A 15704-nucleotide genomic window follows, 5' to 3' on the forward strand; every position below is an offset into this window, starting at 1 on the left:
CCGGACGACGCCACCCCACCGCTGGATCAGGACCGTGGCTGGTCGTCCGTCACCACCGACCGCCGTCCACGCCGACGAGCGAGCCACCAGCAGGTCGAACCGACCGCGACGACCACCGCGGCGAGCGCGGCGAGCAGCCCGAGGTCCTCGACGCCGGTGTAGGCGAGGGCGCCCCGTGCGGCCTGCGGCTCCGCGTCGGTGACGGGGCCACGGGGACCCCGGTCGCCCTCTCCGTCGCCACCGCGGGGAGCATCCGGCACCGATGCCTCGGCGCCCTCGGGTCCGGGGGACGGGGACGGAGTCGGCGCGGGACCCTGGTCGTCCTGCTCGACGACGATCGCGACCTCGGTCGACGGGTCGCCGCCGTCCGGGTCCGTCGGGGAGGTCGCCGTGGCCACGTTCACCACGTCGGACCCGTCGCCCCCGTACTCCGGGTCGAGCACGGCCCGGAGCCGGAAGTCGTGGGTGTCCCCCACGGCGAGCGCGACCTCGGAGCGGCAGGTCACCCGCTGCCCCTCGGCCACGCATTCGTCGTCGGACCCGACGAACCGCATCGCGTCGGGCAGGTCGTCCACCGCGCCGACCTGCTGGGCGACCGCTGGTCCGCGGTTCCGGGCGGTCACGGTGTACACGACCTCGTCGCCGGGCTCGACGGTCGTGGGTGAGACGGACTTGTCCGTCGCGACGTGCGCCGCGGCCACGGCGGCCACGGCGGTGGTGCTCGCCCGCGAGGTGTTGTCGGCCTCGTTCGTGTCGGACATCGACGACGGCGGTGCGATGGTCGCGACGCTCTCGAGCGGCCCCTCGGCACCGTCGGCGATGCGCCCCTCGACGGTGACGACGGCTGATCCGCCGCGGGGCAGGGCGAGGTCCGTCCCGACGTCGCCCGCGCCTGAGGCGACGGCGCAGCCCGAACCCGCTGCCGGCGCGCAGGTCCAGGTGGCGTCCTCGATGCCCTCGGGGACGTCCACCCGCAGTGGGCTCGGCTCGGCGTCGTTCGGACCGGGGTTCCGTGCGGTCACGGTGTATCGGACGGGGCTGCCGGCGACGGACGTCGCGGGCAGGTCGTGCTCCACGGACAGGTCCGCCGGCTTCCGGACCCGGAGGGCGTCGATCTCGTGCGTGTTCACGTGGCTGCCGGTGGCGCCCGCGAACCCGAGCCGCAGCGTGCTCGGCATCGGCACCTGTCCGTCGCCGTGCAGCGGGACCCCGTCCAGCACGGTGCGCATCACCTGACCGACCTGCAATCGTACCGTCAGCGTGAGCTCGCCGTCCTCGCCCGGCAGCAGCGTGACGCGGACCGTGCGCGGCGTCGAGCCGGTCGTCACGGTGCCGCCGGGTGCCGGAGCCCCCGCGACGTAGCGGTAGCCGTCGTTCCCGTTGCCGGACCCGCGGACCACGACGTGGTCGGCCTGCGCGCCGGGGCCCGAGCCGTTGATCCGCGACGAGAAGTTGCCGTAGTGGTCGATCGCGATCGCGGCGAACCCACCCGGGACCCCGGGCAGGTCGCACGGCTGTCCGCCACCCTCGGTCTGCGTGCTCCGGCAGGCGTACCCGAGGCCGGCGCCGAACGCCCCGACGCCCTGCGCGGCGGCGCCGTCGGCGAGGAAGAGCAGCAGGCCGTCCGCGCCGGGGTCGTCCTCGTCGGTGTGCATCGCGTAGTCGAACGCGATCTCGAGCCCGGTGTCCGACGGGAACGTGTCGTTCGTCGACCACGCCCCGGCCTGGTTCCGGACGTCGTCGGTCAAGCGGAGACGGTCGTCGACGATCGCGGCGTCACCGCTCAGGGTGCCACCGGCCGCGCTGGTGAACGAGTTGTCGTAGGGGAAGTCGAGTGCCGCCGCACTCGAGCCGGTGGGCAGGATCGCAGGAGCCGCGAGGACGGCGAGGGCGGTCAGCGCGGTGCACACCGTCGCGAAGCGACGGGCAGCCCGCGACCGGAGCGGGTCCGGGACGGATGTCGGAGCAGTGGGTTCTGTCATGTCCCGATCGTCGCGATCGAGCGGCCACCGCAGGTCGGACCGAAGCCGATCTGTGGAACGCAGCCACGGGCCTCCTGGCTGTGGAGGAAGAACGGACGGAGCCGGTCCGCTCAGGCCAACCAGACCGTCGTCTCGCCCGGCAGCACGCCGGCCGCGGCACCGAGCGGCCCGGACGCGACCACGACGTCCCCCGACGGCAGCGGCACGGGCGTCGTGCCGAGGTTCGTGACCGACCGCCACCCGTCGTGCCGGGCGAAGGCGACCACGTCGTCGGGGGCGTCCAGCCAGGTGAGTTCCTCGCCCTGCTGCAACCGGCGACGCGCGTCGAGCGCCGCCCGGTACAGCGTCAGGGTGGACGCGGGATCGCCGTCCTCCGCCTGCACCGACGACGACCCGAAGTCAGCCGGTTGCGGCAGCAGCGGCGCGACCTTCCCGAAACCGAACGACGGCCCGGAGGTCGTCCACGGGATCGGCACACGGCACCCGTCCCGGCCCTTCACGGTGTGTCCGGAGCGGAGCCACTTCGGGTCCTGCAGCTGGTCACGCGGGATCGCGGCGGCCTCGTGCAGGCCGAGCTCCTCGCCCTGGTAGACGTACGACGACCCGGGCAGCGCGAGCATCAGCAGGGTCGCGGCGCGGGCTCGGCGCAGGCCCCGCTCCCGGTCGAGCTCGGGCGTCGTGCCGTCCGTCAGGAGCCACGCGTCGGTGTCGGTGTCGTCCGGCAGGCCGTACCGGCTGGCGTGCCGAACCACGTCGTGGTTCGACAGCACCCAGGTACTCGACGCGCCGGACTGCTCGGACGCCGCCAGGTTCCGCTCGATGATGCGCCGGAACGCAGCGGCCTCGAACGGTGCCTCGAGCAGGTCGAAGTTGAACGCCTGCCCGAGTTCGGTGGGCCGGGCGTACAGGACGCGTCGCGGTGCCGGCGCCCAGGCCTCGGCGACGGCGGCCCGGGGCGGGTCGTACTCGTCGAGCACGGTGCGCCAGGACGCGAAGACCTCGTGCACCTCGTCGCGGTCGTACAGCGGGTCGGAGCCGTCGAGCGGCAGCGCGTGCTCGTTCGATGCGCGGTACGGCGTCGACAGGTCCTTCGCCAGGCCGTGTGCGACGTCGACCCGGAACCCGTCGACCCCGCGGTCCGACCAGAAGCGCAGCGTGTCCTCGAAATCCGCACGGACGGACGGGTTCGACCAGTCCAGGTCGGGCTGCTCGGGCGCGAAGAGGTGCAGGTACCACTGACCGTCCGGCACCCTGGTCCAGGCGCTTCCCCCGAAGTTCGACACCCAGTCACTCGGCGGGAGTTCCCCGGCGGGACCGCTTCCGTCGCGGAACACGTACCGCGCCCGTTCCGGCGACCCCGGCGCGGACGCGAGCGCCGCGCGGAACCACTCGTGCTCGTCCGAGGTGTGGTTCGGCACGATGTCCACGATCACCCGCAGGTCGTGCTCGTGCGCGGACCGGAGCAGGGCGTCCAGGTCCGCGAGCGAGCCGAGTCGCGGATCGACCGCCCGGTAGTCGGCCACGTCGTACCCGCCGTCGGCGAGGGGTGACGGGAAGAACGGCGAGAGCCAGAGGGCGTCGACGCCGAGCGCCGCCAGGTAGGGCACGCGGCTGGTGATGCCCGCGACGTCGCCCAGGCCGTCGGCGTTCGAGTCCGCGAAGCTGCGTGGGTAGACCTGGTAGACGACGGCGTCGCGCCACCAGTCCGGGTTCGTCGTGCGGGGCGTGCTGGCCGGCGTCCGAAGCGTGCTCACGTCGCCACCGTACCCAGCGGTCTGGGAATAGCACGCCGTACGCTCGGATTGGTTGTCGCAGACACCTTTCCGTCCCAGAACAACGTCTCGAACCAGAAGGATCACCATGACGAACGTCCTCGCACTCGTCGGCAGCCTCCGTGCCGACTCCATCAACCGCAAGCTCGCCGAGGCCGCGGCACACCACGCGCCGGAGGGCATCGAGGTCACCACGTTCGACGGCATCGTCGACCTGCCGTTCTACAACGAGGACATCGACGGCGACACCCCGCCGGCCGCAGCCGTCGCCTTCCGCGACGCGATCGCCGCCACGGACGCCGTCCTGCTCGTCACCCCCGAGTACAACGGCACGATCCCGGCCGTGCTGAAGAACGCCCTCGACTGGGCATCGCGTCCGTTCGGCGCCTCGCCGCTGTCCGGCAAGCCGCTCGCCGCCATCGGTTCCGCGTTCGGGCAGTACGGCGGCGTGTGGGCCCACGACGACGCCCGCAAGGTCGCCGGCATCGCCGGCGCGAAGGTGCTCGAGGACGTCAAGGTCGCGATCCCGCAGTCGGTCGTCCGCTTCGCGGAGACCCACCCGCGCGAGGACGCCGAGGTCACCTCGCTCGTCCAGGGCGCGCTGAACGCGCTCGCCGACGCATCGACCGAGCAGGCCGCCGCGTAGAGCGACCGGGTGCGGTCGACCGCACCACAGGACGGACGGGAGGCCCGTGGCGACCCCGCCACGGGCCTCCCGTCCTGCACGCGCGAACGGAACAGGCACACCCACAGGAATTCGCTAGACGGCCTCCATACGAGACGGACTAGCCTGTGGCAATGGCAACGCAGGAGATCACCGAGGCGTCCGGGTACTGGTTCCCCGACGACGACGCGACCCAGCGCGGGGTCGCCGTGCTCAACGCCCTGCGTCGCTACCGGGCCGCCGAGACCGCGATGCGCCGCCGCACCCGCGACTCGATGGGCATGGGCGAGACCGACCTGCTCGCCGTGCGGTTCCTGCTGCAGTCGCAGCGCTCGGGCCGCAGCGTCAGCCCCAAGGACCTCGCCGCCTACCTGAAGATCTCGTCGGCCTCGACCACGATCCTGATCGACCGCCTGGTGAAGTCGAACCACGTTCGCCGCGACCCGCACCCCACCGACCGTCGAGCGCTCGTGATCACCCCGACGACCGAGACCGACGACGAGGTCCGCGCGACCCTCGGCATCATGCACCGCAGGATGATGTCGATCGCCGAGGGACTGCCCGCGTCCGAGGCCCGCATCGTCGCGTCGTTCCTCGAGCAGATGCGCGGCGCCGTCGACCAGGTCGACCCGGCACCGGCGCACTGACCGCCGCGAGCACGCCCCGGGGGACAGTGCAGTTCCGTGCGCACTGAGAGTGGTCTCGGCCGCACCGCGTAGACCAGAAGGGTCACCGACGCGAAAGGAGCCACCATCATGCACGCTTCGGACAAGATGGCCAAGAACCTCCAGGCGGTCCTCGTGGACCTCATCGACCTGCACCTCCAGGGCAAGCAGGCCCACTGGAACATCCTCGGCACGAACTTCCGCGACCTGCACCTGCAGCTCGACGAGATCGTCGACGCCGCACGCGAGTTCGCCGACGACACGGCCGAGCGCATGCGCGCCCTGTACGCCGTGCCGGACGGACGCTCGAGCACGGTCGCGGCGTCGAGCCACCTCGACCAGTTCCCCGACGGCGAGATCACGACGCACGACGCCATCGACCAGGTGACGCTCCGCCTCTACCAGGCGACCGGCACCATGCGCGACGTGCACGACGAGGTCGACGAAGAGGACCCGACGACCGCGGACCTGCTCCACGGCTTCATCGAGCGCCTCGAGCAGCTCGCGTGGATGGTCTCGGCCGAGAACCGCGCACCGAGCACGCCGCTGGCCTCCGCCACGACGCCTGCCGTCGCCGACGCCTCGGCGCACGCCTAGCGGGCCCCGTGGACCTCGGCATCCAGGGCAAGACCGCTCTCGTCTTCGGTGCCGACTCCGGCATCGGCTGGAACACGGCTCGCATCCTCCTGGCAGAGGGTGCGACCGTGGTCGTGAGTGACCTCGACCAGGCGCAGCTCGACAACAGCGCCGATCAACTCGAGGCGCCGCTCGGCAGACTGCACGCGTTCGCCGCCGACGTCACGAGCGCGGCGAGCCTGGCGGACCTGCACGGCAAGGTGCGGGACGCCGTCGGCGCGATCGACATCCTGGTGCAGTCCTCGGGCGTCACCGGCGCGCAAGGGCTGTTCCACGAGATCGACGAGCAGGGCTGGGCCGACACCATCGACGTCGACCTGATGGGTCCTGTCCGCATCACGCGCGAGTTCATCAGCGACCTGCGGCAGGGCGGTTGGGGCCGGATCGTGTACCTCGTGTCCGAGGACGCCTCGCAGCCCTACGACGACGAACTGCCCTACTGCGCCGCGAAGGCCGGGGTCCTGTCGTTCGCGAAGGGCCTGTCGCGCACCTACGCGCAGGAGGGCGTGCTCGTGAACACCGTCAGCCCCGCCTTCATCCACACGCCCATGACGGACGCGATGATGAACAAGCGGGCGAAGGAGACGAACCAGAGCTTCGACGACGCGATCACGAGCTTCCTCGACGAGGAACGTCCCTACATGGAGCTGAAGCGCCGCGGTGAGCCGGAAGAGGTCGCGAACGTCATCGCGTTCCTCTGCTCCGACCTGGCGAGCTTCGTCAACGGCTCCAACTACCGGGTCGACTCCGGCTCGGTCGCCACGATCTGACGCCAGGAGGCACCGTGACCGACTACCGATACCTCATCATCGGCGGCGGGATGGTCGCCGACGCCGCCGCCCGCGGTGTCCGCGAGCTCGACGCCGACGGCACGATCGGCATCCTCAGCGAGGACGTCGACCGGCCCTACGCCCGCCCGGCCCTGTCGAAGAAGCTGTGGACCGACCCGGACTTCAGCTGGGACGAGAAGGTCGACCTGCACACCGAGGAGACCGGGGCGTCGTTCGTCCTCGGGACCGCGGTGACGGGGATCGACCGTGCCGCGAAGACCGTGACCACGGCCGACGGCCAGACCCACGGCTACGAGCGGCTGCTCATCGCGACCGGCGGCAAGCCCCGCGGGTTGCCCGGTCTGGAGCCCTCGGACCGCGTGCTCGACTACCGCAGCGCCGACGACTACCGGAAGCTCCGCGAGCTCGCCGACGCCGGGGCGCACGTGGTCGTCGTCGGTGGCGGCTACATCGGCCAGGAGATCACCGCCGGGGTCGTGCAGAACGGCGCCCGCGTCACCCTGGTCGACCCGGACGAGGTCGTGGGCGGACGGATGTTCCCGGACGACCTCGCCCGTGCCTTCCAGCAGCGTTTCGTCGACGCCGGCGTGGACCTCCGACTCGGCCGCCGGGTCGAGTCCGGCACGCAGACGGCCGACGGGGTCACGCTCGCGCTCGACGACGGCTCCGTGCTCGAGGCGGACGCCGTGGTCGCCGGACTCGGCATCGAGCCCGCCACCCAGCTCGCCGCCGACGCCGGCCTGACCGTCCGCGACGGCATCGTCGTCTCGTCGACGCTGCTCACCGACGACGACTCGGTCTTCGCGGCCGGCGACGTCGCCGAGTACCCGGACCGGATCCTCGGGACCCGCCGGGTCGAGCACGTCGACAACGCGCAGCAGCAGGGTCGCCAGGCCGGTCGGAACCTCGCCGACGCCGACGAGACCTACGACCACACGCCGATGTTCTACTCCGACGTCTTCGACATGGGGTACGAAGCGGTGGGGCAGGTCTCCACGAAGCTCCGCACCGTCGAGGACTGGCAGGACCCGACCGTCACCGGCGTCGTCTACTACCTGGACGACGACGACCTCGTGCGCGGCGTGCTGCTCTGGAACGTGTGGGACAAGACCGACGAGGCCCGCAAGGTCCTCGCCGAGGCGCACGCGCTGACGCCCGACATGCTGCCGGGCCGCATCACGGCCTGACCGGCGCACAGGTCGCCCTGGACGCGACCGACGGGAGGCCCGGTGCCGGTTCACGGAACCGGCACCGGGCCTCCTGTGCGTCGCGAGCAGTACCCGGTGTCAGCGGTTCGGGTCGGCCTCGGGTGCGACCGCGTCGACGACCGCCTTGCGGTCGGCAGGGTCGACCGGCAGGTCGTCCCCGTCGGCCATCGCGACCGCGTGGGCGGACTTCGCCGCCTCGAGCGTCTCGTCGTCCTTCCTCGCCATGCCGACCAGTTCGACGAAGCGCGACTTCACGAGCATCCACGCCTCGCTCGGGCTGAGACGCGACAGGTCCGAGGCCGTCGAGTCGTCGCGCACCCGCTGCAGCGAACCGACCCCGCGGTCCGGCAGCCGGTGGTCGACGTGCGCGACCGCCAGCTGCGCGACCGCGTCGGCCTGGGCGTGCATCACGGAGTGGGCGCCGTCGACGACCTCGCGCAGCACCGCGTAGGGGAACACCCGCGCGAGTCGGCGGATCCAGTCCCGCGGGACCATCGCGTCGTGCTCGCCGCGGACGATGAGCGTGCGCGCCTGCACGTGGGCCGCGCGCTCCTCGATCGGGAACGCGATCATCCGGGGCAGCACCTTCGAGAACCAGTGCCAGCCACACAGCGCGTACGCCGTGATGCCGTGCCAGCGGACCGCCGAGGGCTCGTGCAGCGTCGAACGGAGGAACCGGAACGCGGACTGGCGGACCGTGCGCGCGTGCGAGTCGACGACCGGGCTGATGAGCACGAGGTCCGAGATCTCCGGGTGACGCGCCGCGACCTCGGTCACGACCTGGGTGCCCATCGAGTGGCCGACCAGGACCGGGTCGACCAGGCCGAGGTCGTCGATGACCTTCTCGACGGCATCGGCGTAGCGCTCGATCGAGACCTTCCCGCGGAACCGGGGGACGCCCGCGAAGCCGGGCAGGTCGAGGGCGTGCACCGGGCCGTTCTCGTTGAGGTGCGGGGCGAGCCGCTCGTAGTAGGTGGCCGCGATGCCGAGGCCGGCGACGAGCAGGAACGCCCGCTCCCCCGGCTCCCCGATCGAACTCACGCGGACGTACGTGCCGTCGACCGCGACCCGGTCCACCTCGACGGTGACGTCGGCGTCCTCCGCCTTCGCGAGTTCGCCTCCCGGGTCCGGGGTCGCTGCCGTGCGCTCGTCGTTCACGTGGGTCTCCTCGGGTCGGGCGAGCGCCCACGATACCTGCGGACCCCGACGCTGCGTGCGCTCCCGCCCGGTCAGCCGCTGAAGGTGTTCGCGGGGAACCCGTGCACCCGCGTCGGCACGGCCAGGATCGCCCCCGAGGACGGGTGCTGCTCCAGCTGCTCCTCGGTGAGGTTCTCCCGCGCCGAGGCGACGAACAGCGTCGACATGTCGGGGCCGCCGAAGGCCACCGACGTCACGTTCGGGGTCGGCAGCTCCACCGTCTCGAGGTGCGATCCGTCCGGGCCGTACCGCTCCACCCGGCCGCCGCCGTAGATCGCGCTCCAGGAGCAGCCCTCGTCGTCGCGGACCAGACCGTCGTGGGCGTGACCGACGACGAACGGTTCGAGCTCGCCGAGTTCGCCGTCCGGACCGTACGACCCACGGTAGATCGTCGATGCGCTCGTGTCGGTGACGTACATCACGGTGCCGTCGTCCGACCACTCGAAGCCGTTCGTCACGCCGAAGCCGCCACGGAGCAGCCGCGTCGTGCCGTCGGCCTCGACCGAGTACAGCGCGCCGTCCGGCTCGCCCGTCGTCAGGTTCATGCTGCCGACCAGGAACCGGCCGAACGGGTCGCACTTGCCCTCGTTGAACCGGAGCCCGGCCGTGGCGTGCTCGACGCGGGTGAGTTCACGCTCGATCGCCCCGTGCTCGTCCGTCACGACGACGGTGTCGCCGAGGGCCGCGACGAACCCGCCGGAGGCCCGCGGCTGGAAGCTCGCCAGCGGCGGTGGGAGCGGGACGGTCGACACCACGGTGCCGTCGGACTGCGCGGTGACGAGGGTGCCGAGGGTGATGTCGGTCCAGCGGAGGAGCTGCGCCGACGGATCCCACACGATGCTCTCGGCGAGGACCGCCCGGGCGTCGGAGAAGACGGTCACGGGTCCGGTCGTCGCGCTGGTGCTCATCGGACCGGTCTACCGGCGTCGGCTCCGTGCTCCCCCAGACGGACTGAGCTCGCCCGGCACGTCAGAGGCGGGCGTACCGCGCGCGGAAGAAGCTGTAGACGCCGAAGGCGAGGAACCCGATGCCGATCGCGACCAGGACGAACACGCCGCCGGGCATCGAGCGCACGGCGTCGAATGCCGCGTCGAATCCCGTCGCCTGGTCCGGGTCGCTCCGCAGTCCGGCCACACCGATGAGCACACCGACGATGACCACGGCGATGCCCTTGCCGACGTACCCGACGACCCCGAGCACCGTGACCACCCGGTCGAGGGCACCGGACGGTCGGGTGATCTGCTTCCGGAACGTCCGCCGGCATCCGATCACCACGAGCCCGATGCCGACGGCGACCGCGATCGCGCCGGCGAGGAGCAGCACGAACACCCCGCCGGGCGTCGCGAGGGTCTTCGCCGCGGCACTCTGCGACGAGCTGCTGGAACTCGACCCGGCACCGAGGGCGTACGACGCCGACGAGTACGCGATGATGCCGTAGACAACGGCCTTCGCGACGTCCTTCGCCCGGGCGAGCCACCCGCGCGTGCTGTCCGACCGGCCGCCGACGACGGCCTCGACGATCAGCCGCACGGTGAGTGCTGCCGTGCCGATCGCGATCAGCCAGAGCAGGAAGACCCCGCCCGGAACGGCGGCGATCTGCTGCAGTGCTCCGGACTGGTCGGTCTCACCGCCGGAGGACGCGTTGCCGATGCCGAGCAGGATCGCGAGGTACCCGATCAGCAGGTGGACGATGCCGCTGCCGACGAAGCCGGCGCGAGCGGTCAGCTCGAACCAGCGGCTGTCCGCCGCTCGTCGGACCTGTCGTCCGGTCTCCCGTGCTGCGTGCTCTGCTGTGTCGCTCATCCGGTCAAGCGTGCCCGACGCGGGCCGGTCTGTCCGGGCCGCGCCGGGCAGTGGACGCTGCCCGGCACCAGACGGGAGGCGCGGGGCGGGTCCGATCCGCGCCTCCCGTCTGCACCGTCGTCAGCGCACCCACCAGGCCGCGCCGACCAGGGTGCGCCGCCCCCGACGGCGCTCGCCGCGCCGCGCTGCGGCGACCGCCGCAGCGACGTCCCCGGTGTTGCCCGTGGCACTCCAGCCGTCCGCCGTCGCGAGGATCCACGAGTGCTTCGAGTCGATGAGGACGAAGCCGCCACCGAGGATCCCGACGAACATCTCGTCGACCGCCTCGAGCAGGGTCTCGGAGCCGTCGTCGCACGCATCGCACCCGCAGTTCGGCTGTGATCCGACCACGGCAGCCGGGTCGCCGACGGAGAGGTCGACGGCGGTGCCCGGGAGACCGTCCATCGACCTGACGTCGACGTCGAGCGGCAGCGCGCCGTCGACGGCCGGGACGAGCCGGAGGACGCCGTCGGGCCGCGTGGTCCGCTCGGCCAGGCCGAGGTCGACGAGCACCTCGACCCAGACGGCCACGCGCGCACCGATCACGAGGTACCGCTCGGGGTCGGTGACGCGGGAGTACTCCTCGTCCAACGGATCGCGGTCCGGATGCGGGGCCGGCCACGAGACGTCACGCTCGGGCCGCGCCACCCACGCGGACTCGACGGCGCGCAGGACGTCGGGCAGGGTCGCGACCGTCACGTCAGTCCCCCTTCACGTTGACGACCTGCCGCAGCGTGTGCCGGATCGACACGAGGTCCGACGCATCCGCCATGACCTGGTCGATCGGCTTGTACGCGCCCGGGATCTCGTCGAGGAACGCGTCGGTGTCGCGGTACTCGATGCCGACCATCGCCTCGCGCAGCTGGTCGTGCGTGAAGGTCCGCCGTGCGGCGCTCCGCGAGAACAGCCGGCCGGCACCGTGCGGCGACGACTCGAGCGACGGCTTGTTGCCGAGGCCCTCGACGACGTACGACGCTGTGCCCATCGACCCGGGGATCAGCCCGGCCTGTCCGGCCGTCGCCTGGATCGCTCCCTTGCGGGACACCCACACGGACTTCCCCCAGTGCATCTCGCGCTGCGTGAAGTTGTGGTGGCAGTTGATCCGCTCCTGCTCGTCGACGGGGGTACCGACGACCTCGGACAGCTGCCGCACGACGCGGTCCATCATCTCCTCGCGGTTGAGCAGGGCGAAGTGCTGTGCCCACCGCAGCTCGGCGATGTACCGGTCGAACTCGGGCGTGCCCTCGACCAGGTAGGCCAGGTCGGGGTCCGCCAGCTGGATCCACCAGCGCTCCATCAGCCGCTTGGCGACCGTGATGTGCCGCTGTGCGATCTTGTTGCCGACGCCCCGCGATCCGGAGTGCAGGAAGAGCCAGACCCGGTCCTGCTCGTCGAGGGAGACCTCGATGAAGTGGTTCCCGGAACCGAGCGTGCCGAGCTGGTTGCGCCAGCCGCCGTGCGCCTGCGCGGGGTCGAACCCGGCGGCGTCGGCCATCGCCTCGAGCTCGGCGATCCGCGGCTCGGCGGTCGCGACGATCGTGCGGTTCGACGCGCCCGCCGACAGCGGGATCGCGCGCTCGATCTGCTCGCGCAGCTCCTGCAGGTCGTCGGGCAGGTCGGCCTCGGTGAACTGGGTCCGGACCGCGATCATGCCGCAGCCGATGTCGACGCCGACGGCAGCCGGCATGACCGCGCCGAGCGTCGGGATGACGGAACCGACGGTGGCGCCGAGGCCGAGGTGGGCGTCGGGCATCAGGGCCAGGTGCGGGAACACGAACGGCATGCGTGCGGTCGTGCGGGCCTGCTGCTCGGTGTTGTCCTCGAGCATCGAGGCCCAACTCAGCAGCCGGTCGTTGATCTTCTTCATTGCTTCGTCTCGCTTTCAGGACGGTCGTCTGGACGGTCGTCTGGACGGTCTTCGATGACGGTCCGGACGGTGTCCGGCCTGCGCTCCGGGCGACGTCGAGCGCGACGTGGCGAGGATGAGCAGGACGACGAACGCCCCGGGCCGGGTGGGCACGGGGCGTCGTGGGACGTTCCGTGCCTACGCGGGATAGCGGAGGGACCACTGCTGCTGCGGTTCGGGCAGCACGGCGGTCGCGTCGAGCTGGAGCTCGACGCGCTCCTCGTTGTGCTGCACGGCGCGCATGCGCGGTCCTTCCGGTGTGCCCGGGGCGGGCGTTCCTGCCGGCGGCGTTGATGCCGCTGGCGTTCCTGCCGGCGGCGTTGATGCCGCTGGCGTCCTGCCGACGACGTTGATGCCGCTGGCGTCCTGCGGATGGGCAGGAGAGCGACAGTAGTGCGACACGCCCGGGGTGCGCAACTCACCCGGGCGTGTCGCGGGTCGTGCACAGCTGTGGGCCCGTTCCGTGTCCTCCACAGCGGGGTACGTCCGCCTGATGGTCGTGCCTCGGGCCAGGGCAGTCTGGGTGCATGACGGAGCGCACCGAAGACACCCTCGACGCGGTCGACACCCACGCACGCACCGACGGGTACGCCCCGCTCCGCACCTACGGCGCGATCGGCGACGGCCGGACCGTCGCGCTCATCGCCCGCGACGGGCAGATCGACTGGCTGCCGATCCCCTCGATGGACTCACCGCCCGTGTTCGCGCAGATCCTCGACGGCGAACACGGCGGCCACGTAGCGCTCCGGCCGGTGGACCGGTCGGCCGAGGTCACCCGCGAGTACCTGCCCGGCACCAACGTGCTCGTCACGACGTGGACGACACCGTCCGGGCGGGTGACCGTGACGGACGCGATGGTCACCGGCGTCGCCGGCCGCCTGCCGTGGGCCGAAGTCGCGCGCTGCGTCCAGGGGGTCAGCGGCTCGGTGGAGTTCGAGTGGGCGGTGGTGCCCGGCACCCTGCTGAACACCGCTGAACCGAAGCGCCTCGACACCGCGAACGGCGCCGTCATCGGCATCGACGGCATCACGATCGCGATCGTCGAGCAGGGGTTCGACCCGGTGGACGACGACCGCCCACGCTTCTCCGGCCGGTTCACCACCGGCGACGGATCGAAGCACATCCTGACCATCGTCGGCACGCACGACGAGCCGATCTTCATGCCGCGGCCGGAGAGCGCACTCGCCGCGATGGACCGCACGATCGACAACTGGGCAACCTGGTCGGAGGAGTTCTCCTACGACGGCCCGTGGGCCGAAGCGGTGCAGCGCAGCGCCCTCGCCCTGAAGCTGCTCATCTTCTCGCCGACCGGAGCGATCGCAGCAGCGCCGACCACGAGCCTGCCCGAGGACCGGACCGGCGGCAAGAACTGGGACTACCGGTTCGCCTGGGTGCGCGACCTGTCGTACACCGTGCACGCCCTGACCCGGTTCGGCCTGCGCGAGGAGACCCACGCGGCGGTGTCGTGGGTGATGCGCACCATCGCCGAGCACGACGAGGACATGCCGATCTTCTACGAGCTCGACGGCACGAAGAGCGACGACGTCGAGGAGCGCGACGTCCCCGGGTGGAACGGCATCGGCCCGGTCACGGTGGGCAACCGCGCCGGCGACCAGCTGCAGCTCGGGGTCTGGGGCGACGTCTTCGAGATCCTGCGCCAGTACGTCGCCGCCGGCAACGTCCTGGACCGGAAGACCGCGGCCGTCCTGCAGCAACTCGCCGACGACGCCTGCCACCGGTGGGAGGAGGCGGACTCGGGCATGTGGGAGCTCGAGGACACCCAGCACTACGTCACGAGCAAGATCGGCTGCTGGCAGGCACTCGACGCCGCAGTGGACCTCCACGACGCCGGCATGATCGACGGACCGCGCGAGAAGTGGATCGAGAACCGCGAGCTCATCGAGCAGTGGGTCGCCGAGCACGGCTGGGACGAGGAACGCGGTCACTACGTGATGTACCCGGGCTCGGATGCGCTCGACACGTCGATCCTGCTGCACGCGATGAGCTCCTTCGACCGCGGCCCGCGCATGGCGTCGACCATCCGGGCGATCGAGGAGCACCTGCAGCGCGGGCCGCTGGTGTACCGCTACTCGGGCATCGAGGACGAGGAGTCACCCTTCGTCGCGTGCTCGTTCTGGCTCGCTGCTGCGATGGCCTGCACGGGCCGGATCGACGACGCACGGTCCCTGATGGACGAGATGGTCGGCCAGGCGAACGACGTCGGGCTGTTCAGCGAGATGATCAGCGAGGACGGCTCCTTCATGGGCAACCTCCCCCAGGGGCTGTCGCACCTGGCGCTCATCCAGGCAGCGCTGACCATCGAGGAACTGACTGGCGAGGACGACCGCTCGGAGTGATCATGGAGGGGTCATGAACGACGTCGATGCACGGATGGACCGGCTCCGCAGGGCCGCTCGCTACCGCTACCAGCAGCTGGTCGACAGTGAGATCGAGCGGGGGTCGCTCGATCCGGACGAAGTGCGCGAGGAACGCCGACTGCTGCAGGCGGCCGACGTCGCTGCTCACGCTCGGGCGCAGATCGAGGAGGCCGAGCGCCGCGGCGTCTTCGAGGGCAATCCGTACCACGGCAAGCCCCTGCCCGGGAACGACGGGCAGCACGACCCGGACTGGTGGATCCGCTCCAAGATCGAACGTGAGGACATCCGCGGCATCGCTCCGCCCGCCCTCGCACTCCGCACCGAGGACGCGGAACTCGACGATGCCCTCGACGCACTGTCGACAGAGGCCGACGTCCGCGACGTCCTGGTGGACTTCAACGCCCGGGTGAAGGAAGCCCGACGCCAGCTGCTCGGTGGGCCGCCGGTCGTGACGCCGCTGCGGGACGTCGACGACGAGGTCGTCGCGTGGCGTGACCGCCGGGAGGCCCGTCTCGCCGAGGCCGCAGCGGCTGCGGCTGCACTGGCAGCCGGGTCTGACGACGGACGTCGCAGGTGGTGGCGCCGGCGTCGCTGAACGTGGTGAAGGGCCGTCCCGGTTGCCCGGGGCGGCCCTTCTCTTGTGGTGCGGTGGTGCGTTGGTGC

General features: G+C 71.6%; 14 protein-coding genes. 7 read left to right on the plus strand and 7 right to left on the minus strand.

All coding sequences use genetic code 11. The features are described from left to right. Positions 1-26 precede the first annotated feature (26 nt). Both OGL88_RS15950 and OGL88_RS15955 read right to left on the minus strand, forming a co-directional pair. Entirely contained in the window at positions 27-1982 is a 1956-nt protein-coding gene (locus OGL88_RS15950; RefSeq protein WP_263092088.1) for a lectin-like domain-containing protein, read from the minus strand. A gap of 110 nt (positions 1983-2092) precedes the next feature. After that, a complete protein-coding gene (locus tag OGL88_RS15955; protein ID WP_263092089.1) occupies positions 2093-3736 on the minus strand; it encodes a glycoside hydrolase family 13 protein in 1644 nt (547 codons plus the stop codon). Between the two features lie 106 nt (positions 3737-3842). Between OGL88_RS15955 and OGL88_RS15960 the strand changes: the two genes are divergently transcribed. The 5 genes from OGL88_RS15960 to OGL88_RS15980 all read left to right on the plus strand — a co-directional run bounded on the left by OGL88_RS15960 (position 3843) and on the right by OGL88_RS15980 (position 7697). Continuing rightward, positions 3843-4400 carry an NADPH-dependent FMN reductase gene (locus OGL88_RS15960; protein WP_263092090.1) on the plus strand — a complete coding sequence of 186 codons (558 nt, stop codon included), beginning with the start codon at positions 3843-3845 and terminating at the stop codon, positions 4398-4400. Positions 4401-4552: 152 nt separating this feature from the next. Further along, positions 4553-5065: a MarR family winged helix-turn-helix transcriptional regulator gene (locus tag OGL88_RS15965; protein WP_111086917.1), complete on the plus strand. Its 513-nt coding sequence runs from the start codon at positions 4553-4555 to the stop codon at positions 5063-5065. A gap of 108 nt (positions 5066-5173) precedes the next feature. Then, entirely contained in the window at positions 5174-5680 is a 507-nt protein-coding gene (locus OGL88_RS15970) for a Dps family protein (RefSeq protein ID WP_111086918.1), read from the plus strand. 8 nt (positions 5681-5688) lie between these two features. After that, on the plus strand, positions 5689-6489 hold the full coding sequence (locus tag OGL88_RS15975; protein ID WP_263092091.1) for an SDR family NAD(P)-dependent oxidoreductase: 801 nt from the start codon (positions 5689-5691) through the stop codon (positions 6487-6489). Between the two features lie 14 nt (positions 6490-6503). Further along, positions 6504-7697, plus strand: coding sequence for an NAD(P)/FAD-dependent oxidoreductase (locus tag OGL88_RS15980; RefSeq protein ID WP_263092092.1), 1194 nt, complete (start codon positions 6504-6506; stop codon positions 7695-7697). A gap of 99 nt (positions 7698-7796) precedes the next feature. Here OGL88_RS15980 and OGL88_RS15985 read toward each other — a convergent pair whose 3' ends face one another. The 5 genes from OGL88_RS15985 to OGL88_RS16005 form a co-directional block, all read right to left on the minus strand. Further along, on the minus strand, positions 7797-8876 hold the full coding sequence (locus OGL88_RS15985) for an alpha/beta fold hydrolase (RefSeq protein WP_263092093.1): 1080 nt from the start codon (positions 8874-8876) through the stop codon (positions 7797-7799). 71 nt (positions 8877-8947) lie between these two features. Further along, positions 8948-9823: an SMP-30/gluconolactonase/LRE family protein gene (locus tag OGL88_RS15990; protein WP_263092094.1), complete on the minus strand. Its 876-nt coding sequence runs from the start codon at positions 9821-9823 to the stop codon at positions 8948-8950. 61 nt (positions 9824-9884) lie between these two features. Beyond that, positions 9885-10718: a DUF1206 domain-containing protein gene (locus OGL88_RS15995; RefSeq protein ID WP_263092095.1), complete on the minus strand. Its 834-nt coding sequence runs from the start codon at positions 10716-10718 to the stop codon at positions 9885-9887. A gap of 120 nt (positions 10719-10838) precedes the next feature. Further along, positions 10839-11456, minus strand: a complete 618-nt coding sequence (locus OGL88_RS16000; protein ID WP_263092096.1) for a DUF6226 family protein — start codon at positions 11454-11456, stop codon at positions 10839-10841. A gap of 1 nt (position 11457) precedes the next feature. Beyond that, positions 11458-12624, minus strand: a complete 1167-nt coding sequence (locus OGL88_RS16005; protein ID WP_263092097.1) for an RtcB family protein — start codon at positions 12622-12624, stop codon at positions 11458-11460. Positions 12625-13190: 566 nt separating this feature from the next. Between OGL88_RS16005 and OGL88_RS16010 the strand changes: the two genes are divergently transcribed. Both OGL88_RS16010 and OGL88_RS16015 read left to right on the plus strand, forming a co-directional pair. Next, a complete protein-coding gene (locus OGL88_RS16010) occupies positions 13191-15020 on the plus strand; it encodes a glycoside hydrolase family 15 protein (protein ID WP_263092098.1) in 1830 nt (609 codons plus the stop codon). A gap of 13 nt (positions 15021-15033) precedes the next feature. Then, a complete protein-coding gene (locus OGL88_RS16015) occupies positions 15034-15636 on the plus strand; it encodes a J-domain-containing protein (protein ID WP_263092099.1) in 603 nt (200 codons plus the stop codon). Positions 15637-15704: the final 68 nt, after the last annotated feature.

It is taken from the genome of Curtobacterium sp. RIT-PI-V, from assembly GCF_025642935.1.
Taxonomy (GTDB): domain Bacteria; phylum Actinomycetota; class Actinomycetes; order Actinomycetales; family Microbacteriaceae; genus Curtobacterium.

Excerpts from the sequence above, each read along its gene's own strand:
- OGL88_RS15950 (WP_263092088.1), bottom strand. The coding sequence starts at position 1,982 with ATGACAGAACCCACTGCTCCGACATCCGTCCCGGACCCGCTCCGGTCG.
- OGL88_RS15960 (WP_263092090.1), top strand. The coding sequence starts at position 3,843 with ATGACGAACGTCCTCGCACTCGTCGGCAGCCTCCGTGCCGACTCCATC.
- OGL88_RS15965 (WP_111086917.1), top strand. The coding sequence starts at position 4,553 with ATGGCAACGCAGGAGATCACCGAGGCGTCCGGGTACTGGTTCCCCGAC.
- OGL88_RS15970 (WP_111086918.1), top strand. The coding sequence starts at position 5,174 with ATGCACGCTTCGGACAAGATGGCCAAGAACCTCCAGGCGGTCCTCGTG.
- OGL88_RS15990 (WP_263092094.1), bottom strand. The coding sequence starts at position 9,823 with ATGAGCACCAGCGCGACGACCGGACCCGTGACCGTCTTCTCCGACGCC.
- OGL88_RS15995 (WP_263092095.1), bottom strand. The coding sequence starts at position 10,718 with ATGAGCGACACAGCAGAGCACGCAGCACGGGAGACCGGACGACAGGTC.
- OGL88_RS16005 (WP_263092097.1), bottom strand. The coding sequence starts at position 12,624 with ATGAAGAAGATCAACGACCGGCTGCTGAGTTGGGCCTCGATGCTCGAG.
- OGL88_RS16010 (WP_263092098.1), top strand. The coding sequence starts at position 13,191 with ATGACGGAGCGCACCGAAGACACCCTCGACGCGGTCGACACCCACGCA.
- OGL88_RS16015 (WP_263092099.1), top strand. The coding sequence starts at position 15,034 with ATGAACGACGTCGATGCACGGATGGACCGGCTCCGCAGGGCCGCTCGC.